General features: G+C 70.3%; 17 protein-coding genes and 1 pseudogene. 9 read left to right on the forward strand and 9 right to left on the reverse strand.

Translation table 11 applies throughout. The features are described from left to right. Positions 1 to 53 precede the first annotated feature (53 nt). The gene (locus tag ADL12_RS46005; protein WP_062714771.1) at positions 54 to 428 is read left to right on the forward strand and encodes a DUF4180 domain-containing protein; all 375 of its coding nucleotides are present in this window, start codon (positions 54 to 56) and stop codon (positions 426 to 428) included. A gap of 96 nt (positions 429 to 524) precedes the next feature. Next, positions 525 to 1,439, forward strand: a complete 915-nt coding sequence (locus ADL12_RS46010) for an SDR family oxidoreductase (RefSeq protein WP_062714773.1) — start codon at positions 525 to 527, stop codon at positions 1,437 to 1,439. Here ADL12_RS46010 and ADL12_RS46015 read toward each other — a convergent pair. Beyond that, positions 1,430 to 1,978 carry a hypothetical protein gene (locus ADL12_RS46015; RefSeq protein ID WP_062714775.1) on the reverse strand — a complete coding sequence of 183 codons (549 nt, stop codon included), beginning with the start codon at positions 1,976 to 1,978 and terminating at the stop codon, positions 1,430 to 1,432. The genes ADL12_RS46010 and ADL12_RS46015 overlap by 10 nt on opposite strands. 50 nt (positions 1,979 to 2,028) lie before the next feature. On the opposite strand from ADL12_RS46015, the gene ADL12_RS46020 reads away from it, so the two are divergent. Continuing rightward, positions 2,029 to 2,328, forward strand: a complete 300-nt coding sequence (locus ADL12_RS46020; protein ID WP_062714777.1) for an SDR family NAD(P)-dependent oxidoreductase — start codon at positions 2,029 to 2,031, stop codon at positions 2,326 to 2,328. Here the strand turns inward: ADL12_RS46020 and ADL12_RS46025 are convergent. Next, entirely contained in the window at positions 2,294 to 2,638 is a 345-nt protein-coding gene (locus tag ADL12_RS46025; RefSeq protein ID WP_062714779.1) for a hypothetical protein, read from the reverse strand. The two genes, ADL12_RS46020 and ADL12_RS46025, sit on opposite strands and share 35 nt — an antisense overlap. Before the next feature lie 121 nt (positions 2,639 to 2,759). Here ADL12_RS46025 and ADL12_RS46030 point away from each other — a divergent pair, with 121 nt between their 5' ends. After that, on the forward strand, positions 2,760 to 3,458 hold the full coding sequence (locus ADL12_RS46030) for a L,D-transpeptidase family protein (RefSeq protein ID WP_062714781.1): 699 nt from the start codon (positions 2,760 to 2,762) through the stop codon (positions 3,456 to 3,458). A 32-nt stretch (positions 3,459 to 3,490) separates the two neighbouring features. Here the strand turns inward: ADL12_RS46030 and ADL12_RS46035 are convergent, their stop codons facing one another. The 4 genes from ADL12_RS46035 to ADL12_RS46050 are packed head-to-tail and all read right to left on the reverse strand — an operon-like array spanning position 3,491 to position 7,969. After that, positions 3,491 to 4,693: a Gfo/Idh/MocA family protein gene (locus ADL12_RS46035; RefSeq protein ID WP_062714783.1), complete on the reverse strand. Its 1,203-nt coding sequence runs from the start codon at positions 4,691 to 4,693 to the stop codon at positions 3,491 to 3,493. Positions 4,694 to 4,707: 14 nt separating this feature from the next. Then, a complete protein-coding gene (locus ADL12_RS46040; protein ID WP_208614763.1) occupies positions 4,708 to 6,057 on the reverse strand; it encodes an ABC transporter substrate-binding protein in 1,350 nt (449 codons plus the stop codon). 10 nt (positions 6,058 to 6,067) lie between these two features. Next, positions 6,068 to 6,985, reverse strand: a complete 918-nt coding sequence (locus ADL12_RS46045; protein ID WP_062714785.1) for a carbohydrate ABC transporter permease — start codon at positions 6,983 to 6,985, stop codon at positions 6,068 to 6,070. Between the two features lie 18 nt (positions 6,986 to 7,003). Then, positions 7,004 to 7,969 carry a carbohydrate ABC transporter permease gene (locus tag ADL12_RS46050; protein ID WP_062714787.1) on the reverse strand — a complete coding sequence of 322 codons (966 nt, stop codon included), beginning with the start codon at positions 7,967 to 7,969 and terminating at the stop codon, positions 7,004 to 7,006. Positions 7,970 to 8,148: 179 nt separating this feature from the next. Between ADL12_RS46050 and ADL12_RS46055 the strand changes: the two genes are divergently transcribed. Together ADL12_RS46055 and ADL12_RS46060 are read left to right on the forward strand one after the other, a co-directional pair. Then, positions 8,149 to 9,309: an ROK family transcriptional regulator gene (locus ADL12_RS46055; RefSeq protein ID WP_062714789.1), complete on the forward strand. Its 1,161-nt coding sequence runs from the start codon at positions 8,149 to 8,151 to the stop codon at positions 9,307 to 9,309. Positions 9,310 to 9,409: 100 nt separating this feature from the next. Beyond that, positions 9,410 to 9,595: a hypothetical protein gene (locus ADL12_RS46060; protein WP_062714953.1), complete on the forward strand. Its 186-nt coding sequence runs from the start codon at positions 9,410 to 9,412 to the stop codon at positions 9,593 to 9,595. Positions 9,596 to 9,776: 181 nt separating this feature from the next. Here the strand turns inward: ADL12_RS46060 and ADL12_RS46065 are convergent, their stop codons facing one another. After that, the gene (locus tag ADL12_RS46065) at positions 9,777 to 11,156 is read right to left on the reverse strand and encodes a S1 family peptidase (protein ID WP_062714790.1); all 1,380 of its coding nucleotides are present in this window, start codon (positions 11,154 to 11,156) and stop codon (positions 9,777 to 9,779) included. A gap of 194 nt (positions 11,157 to 11,350) precedes the next feature. Between ADL12_RS46065 and ADL12_RS46070 the strand changes: the two genes are divergently transcribed. Both ADL12_RS46070 and ADL12_RS46075 read left to right on the forward strand, forming a co-directional pair. Next, the gene (locus ADL12_RS46070; protein ID WP_062714792.1) at positions 11,351 to 12,565 is read left to right on the forward strand and encodes a MalY/PatB family protein; all 1,215 of its coding nucleotides are present in this window, start codon (positions 11,351 to 11,353) and stop codon (positions 12,563 to 12,565) included. Between the two features lie 57 nt (positions 12,566 to 12,622). Next, positions 12,623 to 13,006, forward strand: a complete 384-nt coding sequence (locus tag ADL12_RS46075; protein ID WP_062714794.1) for a PPOX class F420-dependent oxidoreductase — start codon at positions 12,623 to 12,625, stop codon at positions 13,004 to 13,006. Between the two features lie 35 nt (positions 13,007 to 13,041). Here the strand turns inward: ADL12_RS46075 and ADL12_RS46080 are convergent. Next, a pseudogene (locus tag ADL12_RS46080) lies at positions 13,042 to 15,602 on the reverse strand (alpha/beta hydrolase). A gap of 424 nt (positions 15,603 to 16,026) precedes the next feature. Here ADL12_RS46080 and ADL12_RS46085 point away from each other — a divergent pair. Continuing rightward, the gene (locus ADL12_RS46085; protein WP_062714796.1) at positions 16,027 to 17,424 is read left to right on the forward strand and encodes a Gfo/Idh/MocA family protein; all 1,398 of its coding nucleotides are present in this window, start codon (positions 16,027 to 16,029) and stop codon (positions 17,422 to 17,424) included. On the opposite strand, the gene ADL12_RS46090 is transcribed toward ADL12_RS46085, so the two are convergent. After that, positions 17,406 to 17,822 carry a Zn-ribbon domain-containing OB-fold protein gene (locus ADL12_RS46090; protein ID WP_062714798.1) on the reverse strand — a complete coding sequence of 139 codons (417 nt, stop codon included), beginning with the start codon at positions 17,820 to 17,822 and terminating at the stop codon, positions 17,406 to 17,408. The genes ADL12_RS46085 and ADL12_RS46090 overlap by 19 nt on opposite strands. Between the last annotated feature and the right edge of the window lie 26 nt (positions 17,823 to 17,848).

The raw sequence follows: 17,848 nt of genomic DNA on the forward strand, positions 1-17,848 counted from the left end.
CGGGCGGGAAAACCCATGGTCGGGGGCGAGAGCCGACCGTACGATCACGTCCCATGACCACCAACACGCTCGTGACCCTGCATGACGTACGCGTCCTGCGCTGCGCTCCCGACGGCCCGCCCCTCGACAGCGAGAGCGCGGCGCTCGATCTGCTCGGTGACGCCTTCGGCCAGGATGCCGAGCTGGTCGCGGTGCCGGTCGAGCGGGTCGCCGACGCGTTCTTCCGGCTGCGGTCGGGCGTCGCGGGCGCGGTCATGCAGAAGTTCGTGAACTACCGGGTGCGCCTCGCCGTGGTCGGCGACATCTCCCACCACATCGCCGAGAGCACGGCCCTGCGCGACTTCGTCCACGAGACCAACAACGGCGGCCACATCTGGTTCCTGCCGACCTACGACGCACTCGACGCGCGGCTGCGCCCGGCCGGGTGACCCCTCAGCAGGGCCAGTAAAAAGACGACAGAAGATGTCCGGCTTACCCGGCACCCTCGATAGCGACATCGCTCGTACAGGGTCGGGAGGCCGGACATGGCACAGCCGTTGAAGGACAAGGTCGCGCTGGTCGCCGGGGCGACACGGGGAGCCGGACGGGGCATCGCCGTGGAGCTGGGGGCGGCCGGCGCCACCGTCTACGTGACGGGACGCAGCACGCGCGCCCGGCGCTCGGAGTACGACCGCCCCGAGACGATCGAGGACACCGCCGACCTGGTCACCGAGAGCGGCGGCCACGGCGTCGCCGTACCCACCGACCACCTCGACCCGGCGCAGGTCCGCACCCTCGTCGACCGCATCGCGGACGAACAGGGCCGCCTCGACGTTCTCGTCAACGACATCTGGGGCGGCGAGAAGCTCTTCGCCTGGGACAGCCCGATCTGGGAGCACGACCTCGACAAGGGGCTGCGGCTGCTGCGGCTCGCGGTCGAGACACACGCGATCACCAACCACCACGCCCTGCCCCTGCTCCTGCGCCATCCCGGCGGACTCGTGGTCGAGATGACCGACGGCACGGCCGACTACAACGGCGACCACTACCGCAACTCCTTCTTCTACGACCTCGCCAAGTCATCCGTCCTGCGCATGGCCTTCGCCCTCGGCCACGAACTCGGACCGCGCGGCGCCACCGCCGTCGCGCTGACCCCGGGCTGGCTGCGCTCGGAGATGATGCTCGAGGGCTTCGGGGTGCGGGAGGACAACTGGCGCGACGCCCTCGAACAGGTCCCGCACTTCGCCATCTCCGAGACGCCGCGCTACGTGGGCCGCGCCGTCGCCGCACTCGCCGCCGATCCCGACGTCGCCCGCTGGAACGGCGCGTCCCTCTCCAGCGGGCAGCTCGCGCAGATCTACGGCTTCACGGACCTCGACGGCAGCCGCCCCGACGCCTGGCGGTACCTCGTCGAGGTCCAGGACGCCGGGAAGGCGGCGGACACGACGGGTTACCGCTGAGGCGGCACCGGATCGGCCGCGCGGATCGGCCAGCGCGCGGAGTGGCCGGGCGGCAGGCCGAGGTCGTCCCGTACGGCCGCGTAGTAGCCCTCACGTCCGGCGCGCTGCCGCTCCAGCAGAGCCTGCCAGGCCGGCGGATCCTGCCTGCCCTCGCGCACGAACCGCTCCATCTCCAACGCCGTCAGGACCCAGGCCCTCGCCTTGTCCACCACCGCGGTGCTGCCCAGCATGATCAGCGCTTCACCCGAGGGATCCCGGCGGGTGGTCGCGTCGGCCAGCAGCGGCTTGGCCTCATCGAGGGTCAGGGGGTCCGGGTGCGGGTCGTTGCCGAGGTCGGCAGCGACCCGGTAGGTCACCGTGACTGTCTTCTTCACCGACTGCGCGTAGTCGGCGTACACCGCGAGCCGCCGCTCCTCCCAACGCGCCGCCTGCTCCCGCCGGAACCTCACCTGGTCGCCCCGCACGACCACCAGATACGAACCGAGCGCGCCGATGACGACGCCGATGAGCGCGGGGAGTTGCTGAATGAACGCGGACATGGACGCACGCTATCTGCCGCGTTGATCGTCCCGGCAATACGGTTCGGCCCATGACGAACACCACACGCTTCGCAGGGTACGGAGTTCTCATCACGGGCGCGGCCCGCGGCATCGGCGCCGCCACCGCACGCCGGTTCGCCGAGGAAGGGGCGCGGGTGCTGGTCACCGACGTGCACCTGCCCGCTGCCGAGCAGACCGCGGCGGCGCTGTGCGAACAGGGCCTGGCGGCAGGGGAGTTCGCCTGTGACGTGGCGGACCGTGCGGCGGTGGAGGCGGCGGTCGCCCACGCCGTCGACACCTTCGGCTCGCTCGACGTCACCGGACGGCGCTGGAAGCTCGGACAGCGTTGATCACGTTCTGGTCGTACGTGCTCGTCAGCCAGTCCCCGGCGAGCGCGGCCGGCGTTGTGCCGCCCGTGACGAAGCCGAGGTAGCGCGGACCGGCGGAGCCGGAGAAGCCCGGCGCCCACCGCTCGGCGAACCGTTCGAGGGCACCCCCGGCCCCGACACCCTCGGCCGGGAGGTCCTCCCGCTCGGGTGCGTCGTCCAGGCGCACGACCGGCCGCTCGGCCAGACCGGCCGGCTCCCGGGCGGCGAGATCGCGGGCGGACTGCAGGAGCTCCGGAAGCCGGGAGAGATCGTCGGCGCGTACGCGATGCATAACGGCAGCGTAGGGACAACTTCACCGTTTGGTCACAGCCGCGGCAGGTCCACAACCCCCGACCCCGCGCACCTGTCTAGCTGGCAGAGAACGCACGGACCACAAGGGGAAAGGCCTGGCCATGGGGGACATTCGCAGACGGCGCGCCGTCGCACTCGGCATCACCGCAGGACTGGTCGCACCGCTCACGCTGGCACTCGGCGCCGCGCCGGCGCAGGCCGCGAGCTGTACGACGCAGGCCGGGCCGTATCAGAAGCAGGTGGAGAAGTTCCTCGGCCGACCGGTCGACGGGAAGCAGTCAGCCGCCGACTGCAAGGCCATCCAGGCCTTCCAGAACAAGCACGGCATCACCCCGAACGTCGGGTACGCGGGCCCCGTCACCTGGGGCGTGATGGACCTGATGAACAAGCAGAAGGCCGTCGGGAGCAACCCCAACAAGGACGGCAAGTGCCCCGTCAACAAGGGCCGCATCGCCTGCGTGAACCTCACGCTCCAGCTGAGCTGGGTGCAGGACGGGGACAAGCTGGTCTTCGGCCCGGTACCGGTCCGGACCGGCCGCAACGGCTACGAGACCCGCACCGGTCTGAAGAAGATCTACTGGCGGCACATCGACCACGTGTCGAGCATCTACAACGTGCCGATGCCGTACGCCCAGTTCTTCGACGGTGGCCAGGCCTTCCACTCGGTAGGCGTCAGCATGTGGAACCCGCCGGGCTCGCACGGTTGCGTCAACATGACCAAGACCAACGCCAAGAAGTACTGGTCCCTGCTGAAGAAGGGCGACGACGTCTTCGTGTACGGCCGCAAGCCGGGCACCTGACGCAGCACAGGCACCCGGCTCACGCAGGAACGTCACGCCTCGGGGGCGTCCCCGAAGTCCGGGATCTCCAGCCTGACCCCGCCCTGCCGCGCGGACTCGTGGGCGACGATGCCCGGCAGGGTGTAACGGGCCGCCACCCACGCGTTCACGGACGGCAGGGAACGGGTGTTGACGGCGGTCACGAAGTCGTCCACCAGGAAGTGGTGGCTGCCCTCGTGGCCGTTGTGCAGGTGGTCGAACTCCCGAGGCAGCCGCGACCGGTCGTGCACCGGCGCCGAACCCGAGGTGAAGGCGGCCCGCAGATCCGGCGCGATGTGCTGGAGCGACGGATCGTCAGGAGCCATGGTCGGCTTGGGCTCCAGCAGCTCGCTGATGTCCTTCACGCCCTTCTTGTCCTGCCACAGGGCCACCGTGGCGAGCTGCTCCATGCTCGCCTCGGTGCCGAAGAAGCGGAAACGGGACTCCCGTATGTGGGACGGGTAGCCCACCCGCCGGAACTCGTTCGTACGGAACGAGCCGCCGCCGGCGACCTCGAACAGCGCGGTCGCGTTGGACACGTCGTTGCCGAACTGGCTGACGGACTTGTCGAAGACGCCGTCGCCCCGGTCGTCCACGACCCCGATCGCCGACACGCTCACCGCGTGCGTCTGCCAGGCACCGAGCACGCCGCCCACCGCATGCGTCGGGTACAGCAGCGGGGGATAGCTGGCGGTCGCTTTCCAGTTCTCGCCGCCGCTGTACTGGTACGCCTCGTAGAACCCCAGGTCCATGTCGTGGACGTAGTCGCCCTCGGCGTAGAAGAGCCGCCCGAAGGCGCCCTCGGCGATCTGGTTGCGGGCGTGCACCGTAGCCGGGTTGTACTGGCTGGTCTCACCCATCATGTACGTCAGGCCGGTCGCCTTGACCGCGTCGATGATCGCCGCGATCTCCTCCGTGGTGATCGCCATGGGGACCGCGGAGTAGACGTGCTTGCCGGCGTTCAGGCCCTGGAGCACCAGCGGGCCGTGGGTCCAGCGCTGGGTGAAGATCGCGACCGCGTCGACGGCCTTCGACTCCAGCATCGCCTCGTACGACGGGAAGGTGCCGGCCAGTCCCTGCGCGTCGGCGAGCTGCTCGGCCCGCTCGGGCAGCAGATCGGTGACGTACACGTCGCTGACACCGGGGTGGGCCTGGAACAGCGTGGCGAACTGGCCGGAGAACTGGCCGGCGCCGACGATGCCGAGGGAGAACGTCATGGAGTGGGTGCCTTTCACTGGCCGAGGATGAGGTTGATCTGGTCGTTGGTCTTGGTCAGGTCGCTCACCGGGGCGCCGTTGGCGAAGACGTCCTGCATCGCGGGGTGCATCAGGGCGTACACGTCCGCCGCGTAGTCGGTGATCGGGAAGGAGAAGGTGGCGGAGTTCTTCTTGTCGGTGACCGGTTCGGTGAAGGCGGACACGTCGATGCCCTTCTTCTCGTACGCGGCAACGGCCGCCCGGGTGCCGTCAGGAGTGGCGGGGAAGACGATGCCGTAGCTGCCGACGGTCTTCTGGCACTCGTTCGAGGCCAGGTACCGCACCCATTTCTTCGCGCCCTCCTTGTTGCGGGCGTTCTTGGTGATGGAGTCGGCGAGGCCGTTCATCATGGTGGCCCGCTTGCCGGTCGGCCCGACCGGTGTGGGTGCGGTGCCGACGTCGAGGCCCTTGGTGCCGTAGTAGGTGGAGATCATCCAGGCGCCGTCGAAGGACGTGGCCGCCTTGCCGGAAGCGACCTGGGCGTTGGCCGGGTTGGCGCCCTCGGTGTAGTCGGTGAAGGGCGCGAGGTAACCCTTCTTCGCCAGGCCGAAGTACCAGTCGACCACCGACTGGAAGGTCTTGCTGTCGTACTGGTACTTGGTGCCCCAGCGCGCCTTGTCCGTGTAGTGCCAGCCCGCCGAGGCCACGAACGGGCTCCAGGTGGTCTGGCCGTCGCCGTCCCCCGCACCGCCCGTCGCCATCCCGTACACCTTGACGTTGTTCTTGTCGAAGCCCTTCTCGTCACCGCGCTTGCCGTTCCTGTCGACGGTCAGGTGCGCGATGGCCTCCTCGAAGGTGCCGCCGTCCTTCGGGTTCCAGGCGAGGTTGTCGAGCTGCTCGGCGGTGAGCCCGGCCTCCTTGACCATCTTCTGGTTGTAGAAGAGGGCGACGGTGTCCCAGTCCTTGGGCGCGCCGTAGCGGTGGCCGTCCTGGCCCGTCCAGTTGGCGGCGAGCCCGGCCTGGTAGGCGGAGTCGTCGATGTTCAAGTCGTCCAGTGGTTCGAGCACGTTCAGGTCCGCGAACTGCCCGAACTTCTGGATGTGGTCGGTGAAGACGTCCGGTTCGGTGCCCGCGATGAAGCTCGCGGTGAGCTTGGTCCAGTAGTCGGCCCAGCCCATCTGGGTGATCTTCACCTTCAGACCCGGGTTCTCCTTCTCGAACCCCTTCGCACAGGCCTGGTAGGCAGGCATCTGGTTGGCGTCCCACAGCCAGTACGTCACCGTGTTCCCGCCCGACCCGGCAGCCCCGCCCTTCGCACAGCCGGTGGCCAGGGACAGTGCCAGCGCCCCCACGAGCGCCACGGCCGTACGCATACGAACTCGCATCCCCGTCCCCTTACTTGATGCCGGTGAAGCTGATGGAACTGACGATGCGGCGTGCGAAGCAGCCGAAGAGCACGAGCATCGGGAGCGCGGCGATGAGGGTGGCCGCCATCAGGCCGGACCAGTCGTAGCCGGTCTGCGGGGTCTGCGCCCGGAAGATGGCCAGCGCCACGGTGAGCACGCGCGAGCTGTCGCTGTAGGACACCATCAGCGGCCAGAAGTAGTCGTTCCAGGCGGTGATGTACGTCAGCAGTCCCAGCGTGAGGATCGGCGTGGACGCCATCGGCAGCATCACCCGGAAGAAGATCCGGATCTTCCCGGCCCCGTCCAGCAGGGCGGCCTCCTCCACCTCCCGGGGCACGTTCATGAAGAACTGCCGCAGGAAGAACACCGCGAACGGCGTCATGAACATCGTCGGCAGGGCGACCCCCAACAGGGTGTCCACCAGGCCGAGTTGCTTGATGAGCACGAAGTTCGGCAGCAGGGTGAAGATCGTCGGCACCATCAGTCCGGCCAGGAACAGCCCGAACACCTTCTCCCGCCCGCGCCAGCGCAGCCGGGCGAAGGCGTACGCGGCCATGGCGGAGAAGAAGATCTGGCAGACGGTGATCAGCGTCGAGACGATCACCGAATTGATCAGATAGCGCCAGAACTTGAGCCCGCCGCCCGAGCCGCCCTGGGCGATCGCCTCCTCGGCGGACTGCAGACCGAGAGCCCGCTCGAAGCCTCCGGTCGTCGGATCGACCGGCAGGACATCACCGGGGTGGGCGGCGAGGGCGGTGTTCGAGGACAGCGCGGTGCGCAGGATCCAGTAGAACGGCAGCAGCGTGATGAGCACGATCGCGGCCATCACCGCCCAGGCCGCCACCTTCCCGAAGGAGGGCCCGCGCCTCACGCGCCGTACGGTCGTGGTGTCTGCCACGGCAGCCATGTCGGCGTCTCCCTTCCCTCAGCCGAGGTCGCTCTGGCCGGCCCGGGTGAGCCGGTACTGCAGGACGGTGATCGCGCTCAGGACGACCAGCAGGGCCACCGACATCGCCGAGGCGTACCCGAACTGGAAACGGCCGAAGGCGGCACCGTAGACGTAGTACTGCAGGACGTTCGTGGCGTTCGCCGGACCGCCCGCGGTCGTCACGGCGACTGTGTCGAACACCTGGAACGAACCGATCACCGTCATGATCAGAACGACCGCCAGGACCGGCCGCAGCAGCGGCATCGTGATCCGCCAGAACATCCGCCACTCACTCGCGCCGTCCACCTTCGCGGCCTCGTACACGTCGTTCGGTATCGCCATCAGACCGGCGAACAGCAGCAGCGCGGTGTAGCCGACATGCCGCCACACATTGATCAGAGCGATCGTCGGCACTGCCCAGGTCTCGTCCGCCAGGAACGGGATGCGGTCGGCCCCGAGCCCCGCGATGATCTCGTTTCCTATGCCGAGCTGGGTGTCCAGGATCCAGAGCCAGACGATGCCCGCGACCACGTTGGACATCAGGTACGGCGTGAGCACGATCCCGCGCAGCACCGCCGACTGGGTCAGGCGCTGCATCAGTACGGCGATGGCGAGTGCCGAGACCGTCTGCACGCCGATGTTGATGACCACGTACTCGACGGTGACCGTCAGCGAGTCCCAGAAGATCGGGTCGTGGACCATCCGTACGTAGTTGTCCAGGCCCACCCACTCCGGCGGTGTGAGCAGGTTGAAGCGGGTGAAGCTCAGATAGATGCCCCGCAGTGTCGGCCAGAGCAGGAAGAGCAGGAAGCCCAGCATCGCCGGAGCGATGAACACCGCGGCGAGCCGCCCGTCCCCCTGGTTCTCGCGGGAGCGCGCCCGCCGTGTCCTCGACTTGGTCCCTGCCCCCGCCGCGCCGCCCAAAGGCAGACGCGACGGAGGGCTGCTGGAGGCGATGGTCATCGGGAGACTCCCTCGTCTGCGGCTCGTCCTCGGCTACTTACTTTTGTGGCGAAAGAATCCAGCCGTCAAGGGGTGCGCAAACATCTTCTCCAGGCGGTCCGCGACGCCTTAGACTGGCCTGGTTGCTTTTGAAGAGAAAAAAATCATGAGAGAAAACATCATGTGGGAGCCTGACGACCATGACCGCAGTAGCCGCCAGCTGGCTTCCCCTCAGCCCCGGTGAACGCTCGGTGGCGATCGAGGTGCTCCTCGGTGGCCCTGTGTCGCGCACCGAACTCGCCCGTCGGCTCGATCTGTCCGCGGGCAGCCTCACCCGGCTGACCAAACCGCTGATCGAGTCGGGCCTCCTCGTCGAGGTCCCCGAGGCGGGCGCCGGGGTGGAGGTGCGTCAGGGTCGCCCGTCCCAGCCGCTGGACGTCGTCGCCGAGTCACGCTCCTTCATCGGCTTCAAGATCACCGATGACATGGTCTACGGCGTCGTCACCACCCTCAGGAGCGAGATCGTCGCCCGCTATGACCGCCCCCTCGCTACCCACGACCCCGCCGAGGTTGTGGACCTGCTGGGGGAGATGACCGACGAACTCGCCCGCAGTCACCCCCGGCTGGCCGGCATCGGCATCGGTGTGGGCGGTCTCGTCGAGGACCGTGCCGTGGTCGGGGAGTCACCGTTCCTGCACTGGAGCGACGTCCCGCTCGCGGAGCTGGTCGAGGAGCGCACCGGGTTGCCGGTCGTCGTGGAGAACGACGTGGCCGCCCTCGTCGAGGCGGAGACCTGGTTCGGCGCCGGCCGCGGCCTCGACCGCTTCGTCGTCCTCACCATCGGCGCCGGCATCGGCTACGGGCTGGTCCTGGGCGGCAAGCGGGTGCCGTACGCCGAGGAGGACCGGGGCTTCGGGCGGCACTGGATCGTGAACCCCAACGGTCCGCTCACTCCCGACGGGGCGCGCGGCAGCGCCGTCTCCCTGCTGACCATCCCCAACATCCGCTGCCAGGTGCAGGCCGCCACCGGCCGTGACCGCACGTACGAGGAGATCCTCGAGCTCGCCGCGGCGGGCGAACCGATGTCCTCCCGCGTCATCGAGGAGGCGGCCCGCGCCCTGGGCACCCTGGTCGCCCAGATCGGCAACTTCGTGCTGCCGCAGAAGATCCTGCTCGCCGGAGAGGGGGTGGGTCTCATGGACGTCGCCGGCGAGACTGTGACGGAGACCATCCGCGCCCACCGGCACCCGCTGGCCGCCCCGATCGACCTCGAGACCAAGGTGTCCGACTTTCACGACTGGGCGCGTGGTGCCGCCGTTCTCGCGATCCAGGTGCTGGTGCTCGGGGCGGCGGACGTCTGAACTCCGTGATCCACGTGGACAGATGGACGTGATCAGCAACACGGTCCAATATGTCCGCATTGTGCGACCTCACTCACAGCGCCTTCACCTCGGGAGCTCTATGCTTCACAGCATGTCCACCACTGTTGAATTCGCCTCCGATCGCTCGGCTGACGAGGTCAACGAGGAGATCCGGGCGCTGTGGCGCCGGGCGGGCGGGACACTGAGCGTCGAGGAGCGCGAGGAGTACCAGCGCCTCGTCCTGGAGTGGGCCGCCGCGGCCCCGCAGTCGGCGAAGGCGGCCTGAGCACTCGCCTCGGCGAAGGCCCGAGCGGCCTTCTCGACGAGCCCCGCCTCGCCTCGGCAACAACCTTCCCGGGCACTCCTGACCCGTTGAGTGCCCATCTCCCACTGACCTCGGTTCGCATACCGACCTCGGTCGGCGTTCGGCCGGCCCTGAGGTGCGGGCCGGGCCACGTCAGGTCCCGTCAGCCCCACGTCGCCGAGTAGTAGCGCCGGTACGCCTTGCGGTCCTGCTCCGCGCGGATGAAGCGGGTCGCCACCAGCGCGACCATGCTCCCCGCGATGACCAGCAGCCCGGGGCCGACGTTCTTCGGGTCCGCGAGTCGCGACAGCAGGGTCGACGCAGTGATGCCGGTGATCGGAGTCGACGAGCCGGGCGACGCCGCACCGGGCGCGATCGCGCTCTGTGTGGCCGACGCGGACGGTGTCGGAGCGGGCGAGCCGTTCTGCTGACCCGCGCCGCTCGGCGCCGCGACGATCATCTTCATGCCGAGCGAGTCCAGCGCCTTCGTCACCGGCTGGAAGAAGGTCGTGCCGCCCGCGTTGCAGTCGCCGCTGCCGCCCGACGTCACCCCCAGCGCGATCCCCTCGGAGAACATCGGGCCACCGCTGTCCCCGGGTTCGGCGCACACGTTCGTCTCGATGAGCCCCGTGACCGTGCCCTCCGGGTAGTTGACCGTCGCGTTGACCGCGGTCACCTCACCGTCGCGCAGCCCGCTCGTGCTGCCGCTGCGGAACACCCGCTGCCCCACGGCAGGATCGGCCAAGCCCGTGATCCGCACACCCTTGCCGTCCCCGATGGACACGACCTCGGCGCCGGCGCCCGCGTCCCCGCTCGCATACTCCACCAGGGAGAAGTCGGCGCCGGGGAAGTTCTGCTTGACGGTCCGGCCGATCTGCTGGGTGCCCCGGTTGTCGGCGAACCACACGGAACCGTCCGGTCCGCAGTGCCCGGCCGTGAGGATGAAGTCGCGCTGTCCGTCGGTGACGTTGAAACCGGCCGAACAGCGCCCGGCGGTCGAAAGCAGCGGCAGCGCCCCGTTGAGACGTGTCGTGAACGTGCCCTCGGTGCGCTCCATACGGACGAAGCCGCCCATGCCGTCCGCGAGCTTCGTCATCCGGGACCAGTCGGTGGCCGAGACGGTGCTGTCGCCTCGTACGACCACCTCGTTGGACCGGTAGTCCATCACCCACGCCGTACCGGCCACCCGGGGCGCCGAACGCAGCGTCGACGTCGCCGACTTCAGCTCGTCCATGCTGTGGTCGACCAACTTCGCCTCGCCGCCGGCCTGCCGTACCTCGGCGGCCGCCTCCTCGTCGGTGACCGCGACGACCGGCTTCCCGTCGGAACCGATCCAGGTGCCCGCCGTACGGGAAGAGCCCAGGCGTGCGACGAGATCGCTGCCGGTGTCGGCGGCCGAAGCGGCATAGGTGCGGGGGACGGTGGAGCCGTCGGGAGGTTCGCTCGCCACGGCGCGGGTGACCATCGTTCCTCCGAGGAGGAGTCCGCCGACGGCCGCCAGCCGTGTCACTCGCCGGACGAGACGTCGTCGTGCGTGCCTCATGCAGGGCTCCCGAACCAGTACAGCGCGGCGTGAACGCCGCGGGGCCCTCCCGGAGTTGAGCACCCTCACTCCATACGTGGCCCGAGCCGCCCGTGTTCACCGCACGGGAGATCCTTCTCGCGCCGGCCCCTGCACCAGCTGTGCCCGGTCCTCGCCGTTCCCGGCCACCGCACCGCCCTCTATCTTTGGGCCCCATGACCAGGAGCCCGCACGAACCGTCCGGTGAACCGAATCCCTTTCGCGCACTCGCCCTCGACCGTCTCCGATGTCGTACGAGCGTGAAGTGGCGCGCCTACCCCGACGACGTCCTGCCGATGTGGGTGGCCGAGATGGACGTACCGCTCGCCGAACCCGTCGTCCGCGCGCTCACCGACGCCCTCGCACTCGGCGACACCGGCTACCCGGCGGGCACCGGCTACGCCGAGGCGCTGGCCGGGTTCGCGGACAAGCGGTGGGGCTGGGACGGTCTGGCCGTGGAGCGGACGGCGATCGTGCCCGACGTGATGCTCGGTGTGGTCGAAATGCTCAAACTGGTCACCGGACCGGGCGATTCGGTCGTGGTGAACTCGCCCGTGTATCCGCCGTTCTACCAGTTCGTCGAGCACATGGACCGGCGGGTGCTCGAGGCCCCGCTGGGCATGGACCTGCGCATCGACCTCGACGCCCTGGAGGAAATGTTCCGGCAGGCGACCGCGGGCGGTCGTCGCGCCGCCTTCCTGCTGTGCAGCCCCCACAATCCGACCGGCACCCTGCACACTTCGGACGAACTGGCCGCCGTGGCCGCCCTCGCGGAGCGCCACGGCGTGCGCGTCGTCGCCGACGAGATACACGCACCGATCACCGCCGGCGGTGCCGAGTTCGTGCCGTACCTGAGCGTCCCGGGCGCCGAGAGCGGCCTGTCGCTGATGTCGGCGTCGAAGGCCTGGAACCTGGCCGGTCTCAAGGCGGCCCTGGCCATCGCCGGACCCGCGGCCGCCGCCGACCTGGCCCGCCTGCCCGAAGAGGTCAGCCACGGGCCCAGCCACCTCGGCGTCATAGCCCACACCGCCGCCCTGCGCGACGGCAGCAGCTGGCTCGACGCCCTGCTGTCGGCACTCGACGACAACCGGCGCCTGCTCGCCGACCTCCTGGCCGAGCACCTCCCGGCGATCACCTACCGCCCGGGCGAGGCCACCTACCTCGCCTGGCTCGACTGCCGTGCCCTCGACCTCGGCGGCGGTGCCGACCCGGCCGACGTCTTCCTGCGCCGCGGCCGGGTGGCCCTCAGCTCCGGGATCCCGTTCGGCACCGGGGGAGCCGGGCACGTACGGCTGAACCTGGCGACGTCCCCGGAGCTGATCAGGGAGGGCGTACGGCGGATGGCGACAGCGCTCGACCGAGACGGCACGGGTGAGGGACCTGGACCGTGACAGCAGGGGGGTGGGGGCGCCGTCGGCACCCTCACCCCCCTGCCTACACTTCCCACCATGGACGACACGTCGCTGGAGCAGCTCGGCGCGGGCAAGTACCTGCTCATCACCAGCTACCGCAAGAACGGCACCGGTGTCGCCACGCCGGTCTGGGTGGTGCGCGACGCAGACGCGCTCGGCGTCTGGACGGTCGCCGACTCCTGGAAGGTCAAGCGCCGGGCCCGCGGCGATGTCCTCGTAGGGCCCTGCGACCTGCGGGGCAGGCCCACCGGCGACCAGGTTCCGGCCACCGCCGAGATCTGCGACGAGGCGACCAGTGCCCGCTACCGTCGGCTCATCGCCCGCAAGTACGGGATCACCGGCCGCCTCTCGCTGCTCGGCAGCCGCCTGCGCCGCGGTGTCAACGGCACAGTCGGCCTGCGCATCACGCTGACGCCCTGACCCGCTGACCTACGTCAAGGGCAGCCGGCGGCGCGTCACGAGGCGTCCAGTACGGTGCCCGTCACCGCCGGCACACCGGGCAGCGGCTCACCGGAGTCGTCGGCCGGCTGAAAGCGCACCGACTCGGCCGGCTCGGCCACCTGGTCCTTGAGCGTCGGCACCTGCACCTCGGTGCTGGTCTGCCCCGGCTCGACGGACGCCCACAGGTAGAGACCGTCGACCTTGGACAACGGCCGTTCCGGATCCGGGGACGCACCGGTGTTCTCCAGGAGCCAGGCGGGGTCGACGTCCTTCGTCGACAGCTCGGGACCGTCGGTGACCGGCAGCAAGGTGAGCACTCCGCTCACCTGCGCGTCAGCCACCGCGGACAAGGAGATCCGCCACTTCAGCGGCTGCCCCTCGGTCACCCGGTCGGCGACCGGCGTCACGGACACCGAGGGCACCGGGTCGTCGTTCTCCACGGTCACCCCGCCCCGGTGGGCGCCGATCACGGCGGTACGCACCGCCTTCACGAACACGTCGTGCACATCGTCGAAGCCGTAGCGGCGATTGCCCTCGACCTTCACCGGTACGTCGATGTCGTGCGCGCCGGGACGGACCGTCACCAGCCGGTCCGTGGTCCGGCCCGTGTCCGGGTCGGCGACGAACAGCCGTATCTGCCCACTGCCCTGCCCCGACACCCGGACCGGCACCCGGTACGTCCGTACGCCCGAGTCCCCTTCCTTGACGGTCAGTCGGCCGATGTCGACCCGGGGCAGCGGAGCCTCGCGCACCTGCGGTGTGCCCGGACGCCAGCCCCAGGCGTCCATCAGCCAGGCCCGCCCCGATGCCGTGCGCGGCGTCAGCTGCAGGGACTTGACGTGTCGCAGGTCGAGCGCGGCCGCGTCGTCGGCCCCGATCGGCACGCGCACCTCGCGCGCCCAGTACGAGGCGGTCCGGTCCGTCCCCGGCAGCCCGTCGACCTCGACCCGGCCGAGGGTCCGCTGCCGGCCGGCGGTGTCGGTGACGGAGACGTCGAGCCGTGTTCCGGTGCTGTTGGGCGGCACGATGACGCGCAGCGCCAGGGCCTTGTCGCCTGCCAGGGACAGCGGCCGGTCGGGTCGGATCCGTGCCGCGGAGCCCGCCGCGGACCAGCGCAGCGCGACCGCGCGGCGGCCGGGCTCGCGGTCGGTCTCCCACTGCGCGAAGTGCGGTGAGGCACCGGCCGTCTCCGACGACAGACACGCCTTGGCCGCGGCAGGATCCACCGCCGAGCACAGCCGGCCTCCGCTCACGGTGACCTTGCCGTCCGGCAGGAATCCGGCGCCGCGCCGCGCGCCCACGGCATGGGTGAGGACGCGCGCGGGATCGGCCGACGGCGCGCGGCGGCCCGAGCCGTCGAGCAGCGGACGCACCCGGTCGTCCCCGGCGACGAACAGCCGTGCCGCCGCCGCGATGTAGGAGGCACCGGCCTTGTGCTGCTGGTCGGCGGTCAGCCGGGTCCGGGTACCGGGGGAGCACACCCGGTCGGGCTGCTCCTCGGCGTGCCAGAAGTCGTCGTCGGCGGGCGCCTTGGCCTGCCCCGGTGTCCACTCGCTGTTGAAGTACTTGTGGTTGGCGCCCACCATGTACACGGCACTGTGGAGCGCGGTACCGCGGCTGACCCGGCGGGTGCCGTCGACGTACACCTGGCCCTGCAGGTCGGAGACATCGCCGTCACAGCCCGGCAGGAGCGTCATCGAGGGCACGTCCGCGACCGGGTTCTGGCCGAAGACCGTCGGGCCGATGAGCACGGTGCCGCGGATGTGCCAGCGCACCGGGCCGTGATACCCGTCTGGTTCGCAGGCGGCGCGTAAAGGCTGTCCATCGCGGCCCGGTTCACGCCCTCGCCGCCCCGCGAGTGACCCACCAGCAGCACACGTGACAGGTCCGCCCTGGGCGCCTGCCGTACGGCCGCCGGTGCCGTACCCGGGTGGGCGGACCAGCCGGCCCAGCGGGCGAGATGCTGCCGTACGAGCGACGAGCGGGCCTGCGCGCCGCCGTCCTCGGCGCTCCAGTCCTGGCCGTTGATGCCGTTGGCGGAGACCGGCACCGTCACATAGCCCTGGGAGGCGAGAAGTCGCTGGTCGCGCAGATAGCCGCGGTGGCTCGGCACCGGCTTGTAGCCGGCCGCGCAGGGCCAGTCGCCGCCGATCTCGCCCTGCGGTGTGTAGCAGGTGAAGTGATGTCCGTGGAGGAACAGGGCGAGCGGCCGGCGGCCGTCGGCACCCTTGGGCGCCACGACCACGGCCCGCATCTCGACCGGCTCGGCGAAACCGGGGAGTCGTACCGGGGCGAGGTCGTACTCGCCGGTGACGGTCCGGTACGCGCCCGGCCTGCCGGGGTCGACCTGGTTCGCCGGCAGCTGCCGGGGGGCGGTCACCGCCGAGCGGCCGCCTCCACCGGAGCCGGCCTCGGGTGCGTCCAACCGGCGCCCCGCGGCCCGTACTTGAAGGTCCTTCACGGAGTCCAGCGGGACACCGTCTGGGCCGAGGCGGAACGTGCGCCCGTCCTTCCCCGGCGCCGGACGGCCGAGCAGACGGTCACCGGCGTAGAACTCGACCCGGGCGTCCCCCATCGGCACCCGTTCGTCGGACTGCCACACCAGCTTCCGCGCGGACCCCTCACCGGTGATGCTCCAGTCCGGCGGCAGACCATCGCCGCTGTCCGCCGCGTCGGCTAACGGCCGTACTTCGGACGCCTGTTGGGCCTGGGCCCAGCCGGGCGACGCCCCCACCACCGCGAGTACCGCCAAGGCGGTGACCCTCCCCCCACGCTCGAACTCTGCTCGCGCGGGGGGACCCCCATCGCCGGGCACGGATCACGTGCCCCTCCTTCCACCAGTCCCAGGACATCCTTGGGGCCCTCACTCCGGGAACGGCAGGAGGTGCTCGTGCGTTGCCTGTGAGGGAAGTTGCCTGTGCAGGAAGGGGACAATGATCCGCGCGCACCGCCCGTCTCATCGAGGACTGGGCGAGCAGCCGACGGGAAAGGCCACCACAATGAGCCGAACTCCCCACCACCGCACCGCCGTTGTCGGCACCGGCCACCGCGCCCAGACCTTCACCCGGGCCCTCGCCGCACGCCCCGGCCACCTCGTCGCCGCCCTCTGCGACCCCAGCCCCACCCGGATGGCCTTCCACAACCGGCTGCTGGCCGAGGCCGGCGCACCCGCAGCCACCCAGTGGGAGCCGGACCGCTTCACCGACATGCTCGCCAAGGAGGACATCGACGAGGTCGTCGTCACCACCGTCGACGCGGAACACGACCGCTACATCGTCCCTGCCCTGAAAGCGGGCTGCCGTGTCGTGACCGAGAAGCCGATGACGGTCGACGCGGAGCGCTGCGCCCGCATCCTCGACACGGTCCGGGACACCGGCAACTCCCTCACCGTCGCCTTCAACTACCGCTTCAACCCGGTGCACGAGAAGGTCCGCGACCTGCTCGCCGACGGTGCGATCGGCGAGGTCCTCTCCGTCCACTTCGAGTGGCTGCTCGACGTACGCCACGGCGCCGACTACTTCCGCCGCTGGCACCGCGAGAAGCGCAACAGCGGCGGCCTCATGGTGCACAAGTCGAGCCACCACTTCGACCTGGTCAACTGGTGGCTCGCGGACGAGCCGAGGGACGTCTTCGGCTACGGGCGGCTCGGCTTCTACGGCCGTGCGGCGGGCGAACGCCACGGGCTGCGCCGGGACTACGACCGCGCCCACGGCGCCGACCAGGCCGCCGACGACCCCTTCGCCCTGGACCTGGCGGCCGACGACACCCTGCGCGCCCTCTACCTCGACGCCGAGCAGGACGACGGGTACCTGCGTGACCGCAACGTCTTCGGCGGGCCCGTCTCCATCGAGGACGACATGGCCGTCCTCGTGCGGTACGCCGGGGGCGCGACGATGACGTACCACCTCACCGCGTACTCCCCGTGGGAGGGCTACCGGGTCATGTTCAACGGCAGCGCCGGACGGCTGGAGCTCGAGGTCGAGGAGAGCCGCTGGCAGCCGCCCCGCACCCGGATCAGCGCCGGCAGCGGTGCGGTGCACGGGGACACGGCCGCCGAGCACGCGGGCGGCGTCCGGCTCACGCTGCGTCCGCTGTGGCGGCCGCCCGTGGACATCCCGCTCGTGACCGCCCACGAGGCGCACGGCGGAGGAGACCCGCGGATGCTGGACGTCCTTTTCGGCCCCGTCGATGGCGCGCAGCCGACCGCCGACACGGGGACTGCGGCACCTGCGGTCGCGCATCCCACGGCCACCGAACGCGACGGTGCGCTGGCCCTGGCCGTCGGGCTCGCCGCCAACGAGTGCTTCGAGACGGGACGGCCCGTCGCCGTACCGGAGTTGATCCCCGGGATCCCGAAGCGCTCAGCCGATCAGGGGGCTCAGGTCCAGGCCCGGTAGGGCTCGTCGATCAGCTGGAACACCGGCTCGCCCCGGACCGGGTCCTGCGCCGTGGACAGCCGGACCCGGTCCCCGCTGTGGATGCCGATGGGCGGGCCCATGACCCGGCCGCGCACGACGAACCCCTCGGCCATCTCGACGAGTGACACATTGCGCGCGGCGGGGGTGTTCCGGTGGACCACCGTCGAGTGACGTACCGTCCCCACGCCCTCGCTGCGCTCCGTGCGCAGGTCACTGCCCTGGCAGACCGGACACAGCAGCCGCTGGTACATCGAGGTGCCGCACCAGGTGCAGCGCTGGAAGAGGATGGCCTCCGTGGCCGGGGCCGCGGGATCGAGGACGCCGGCCGCGGAACCGGCGTTCTGACGAGCAACAACGCTTCCTGAGTGGTGGTACACGCTGGTCAACTCCCTGCACTCGGCCG

The organism is Streptomyces regalis, from assembly GCF_001509475.1.
Classification (GTDB): domain Bacteria; phylum Actinomycetota; class Actinomycetes; order Streptomycetales; family Streptomycetaceae; genus Streptomyces; species Streptomyces regalis.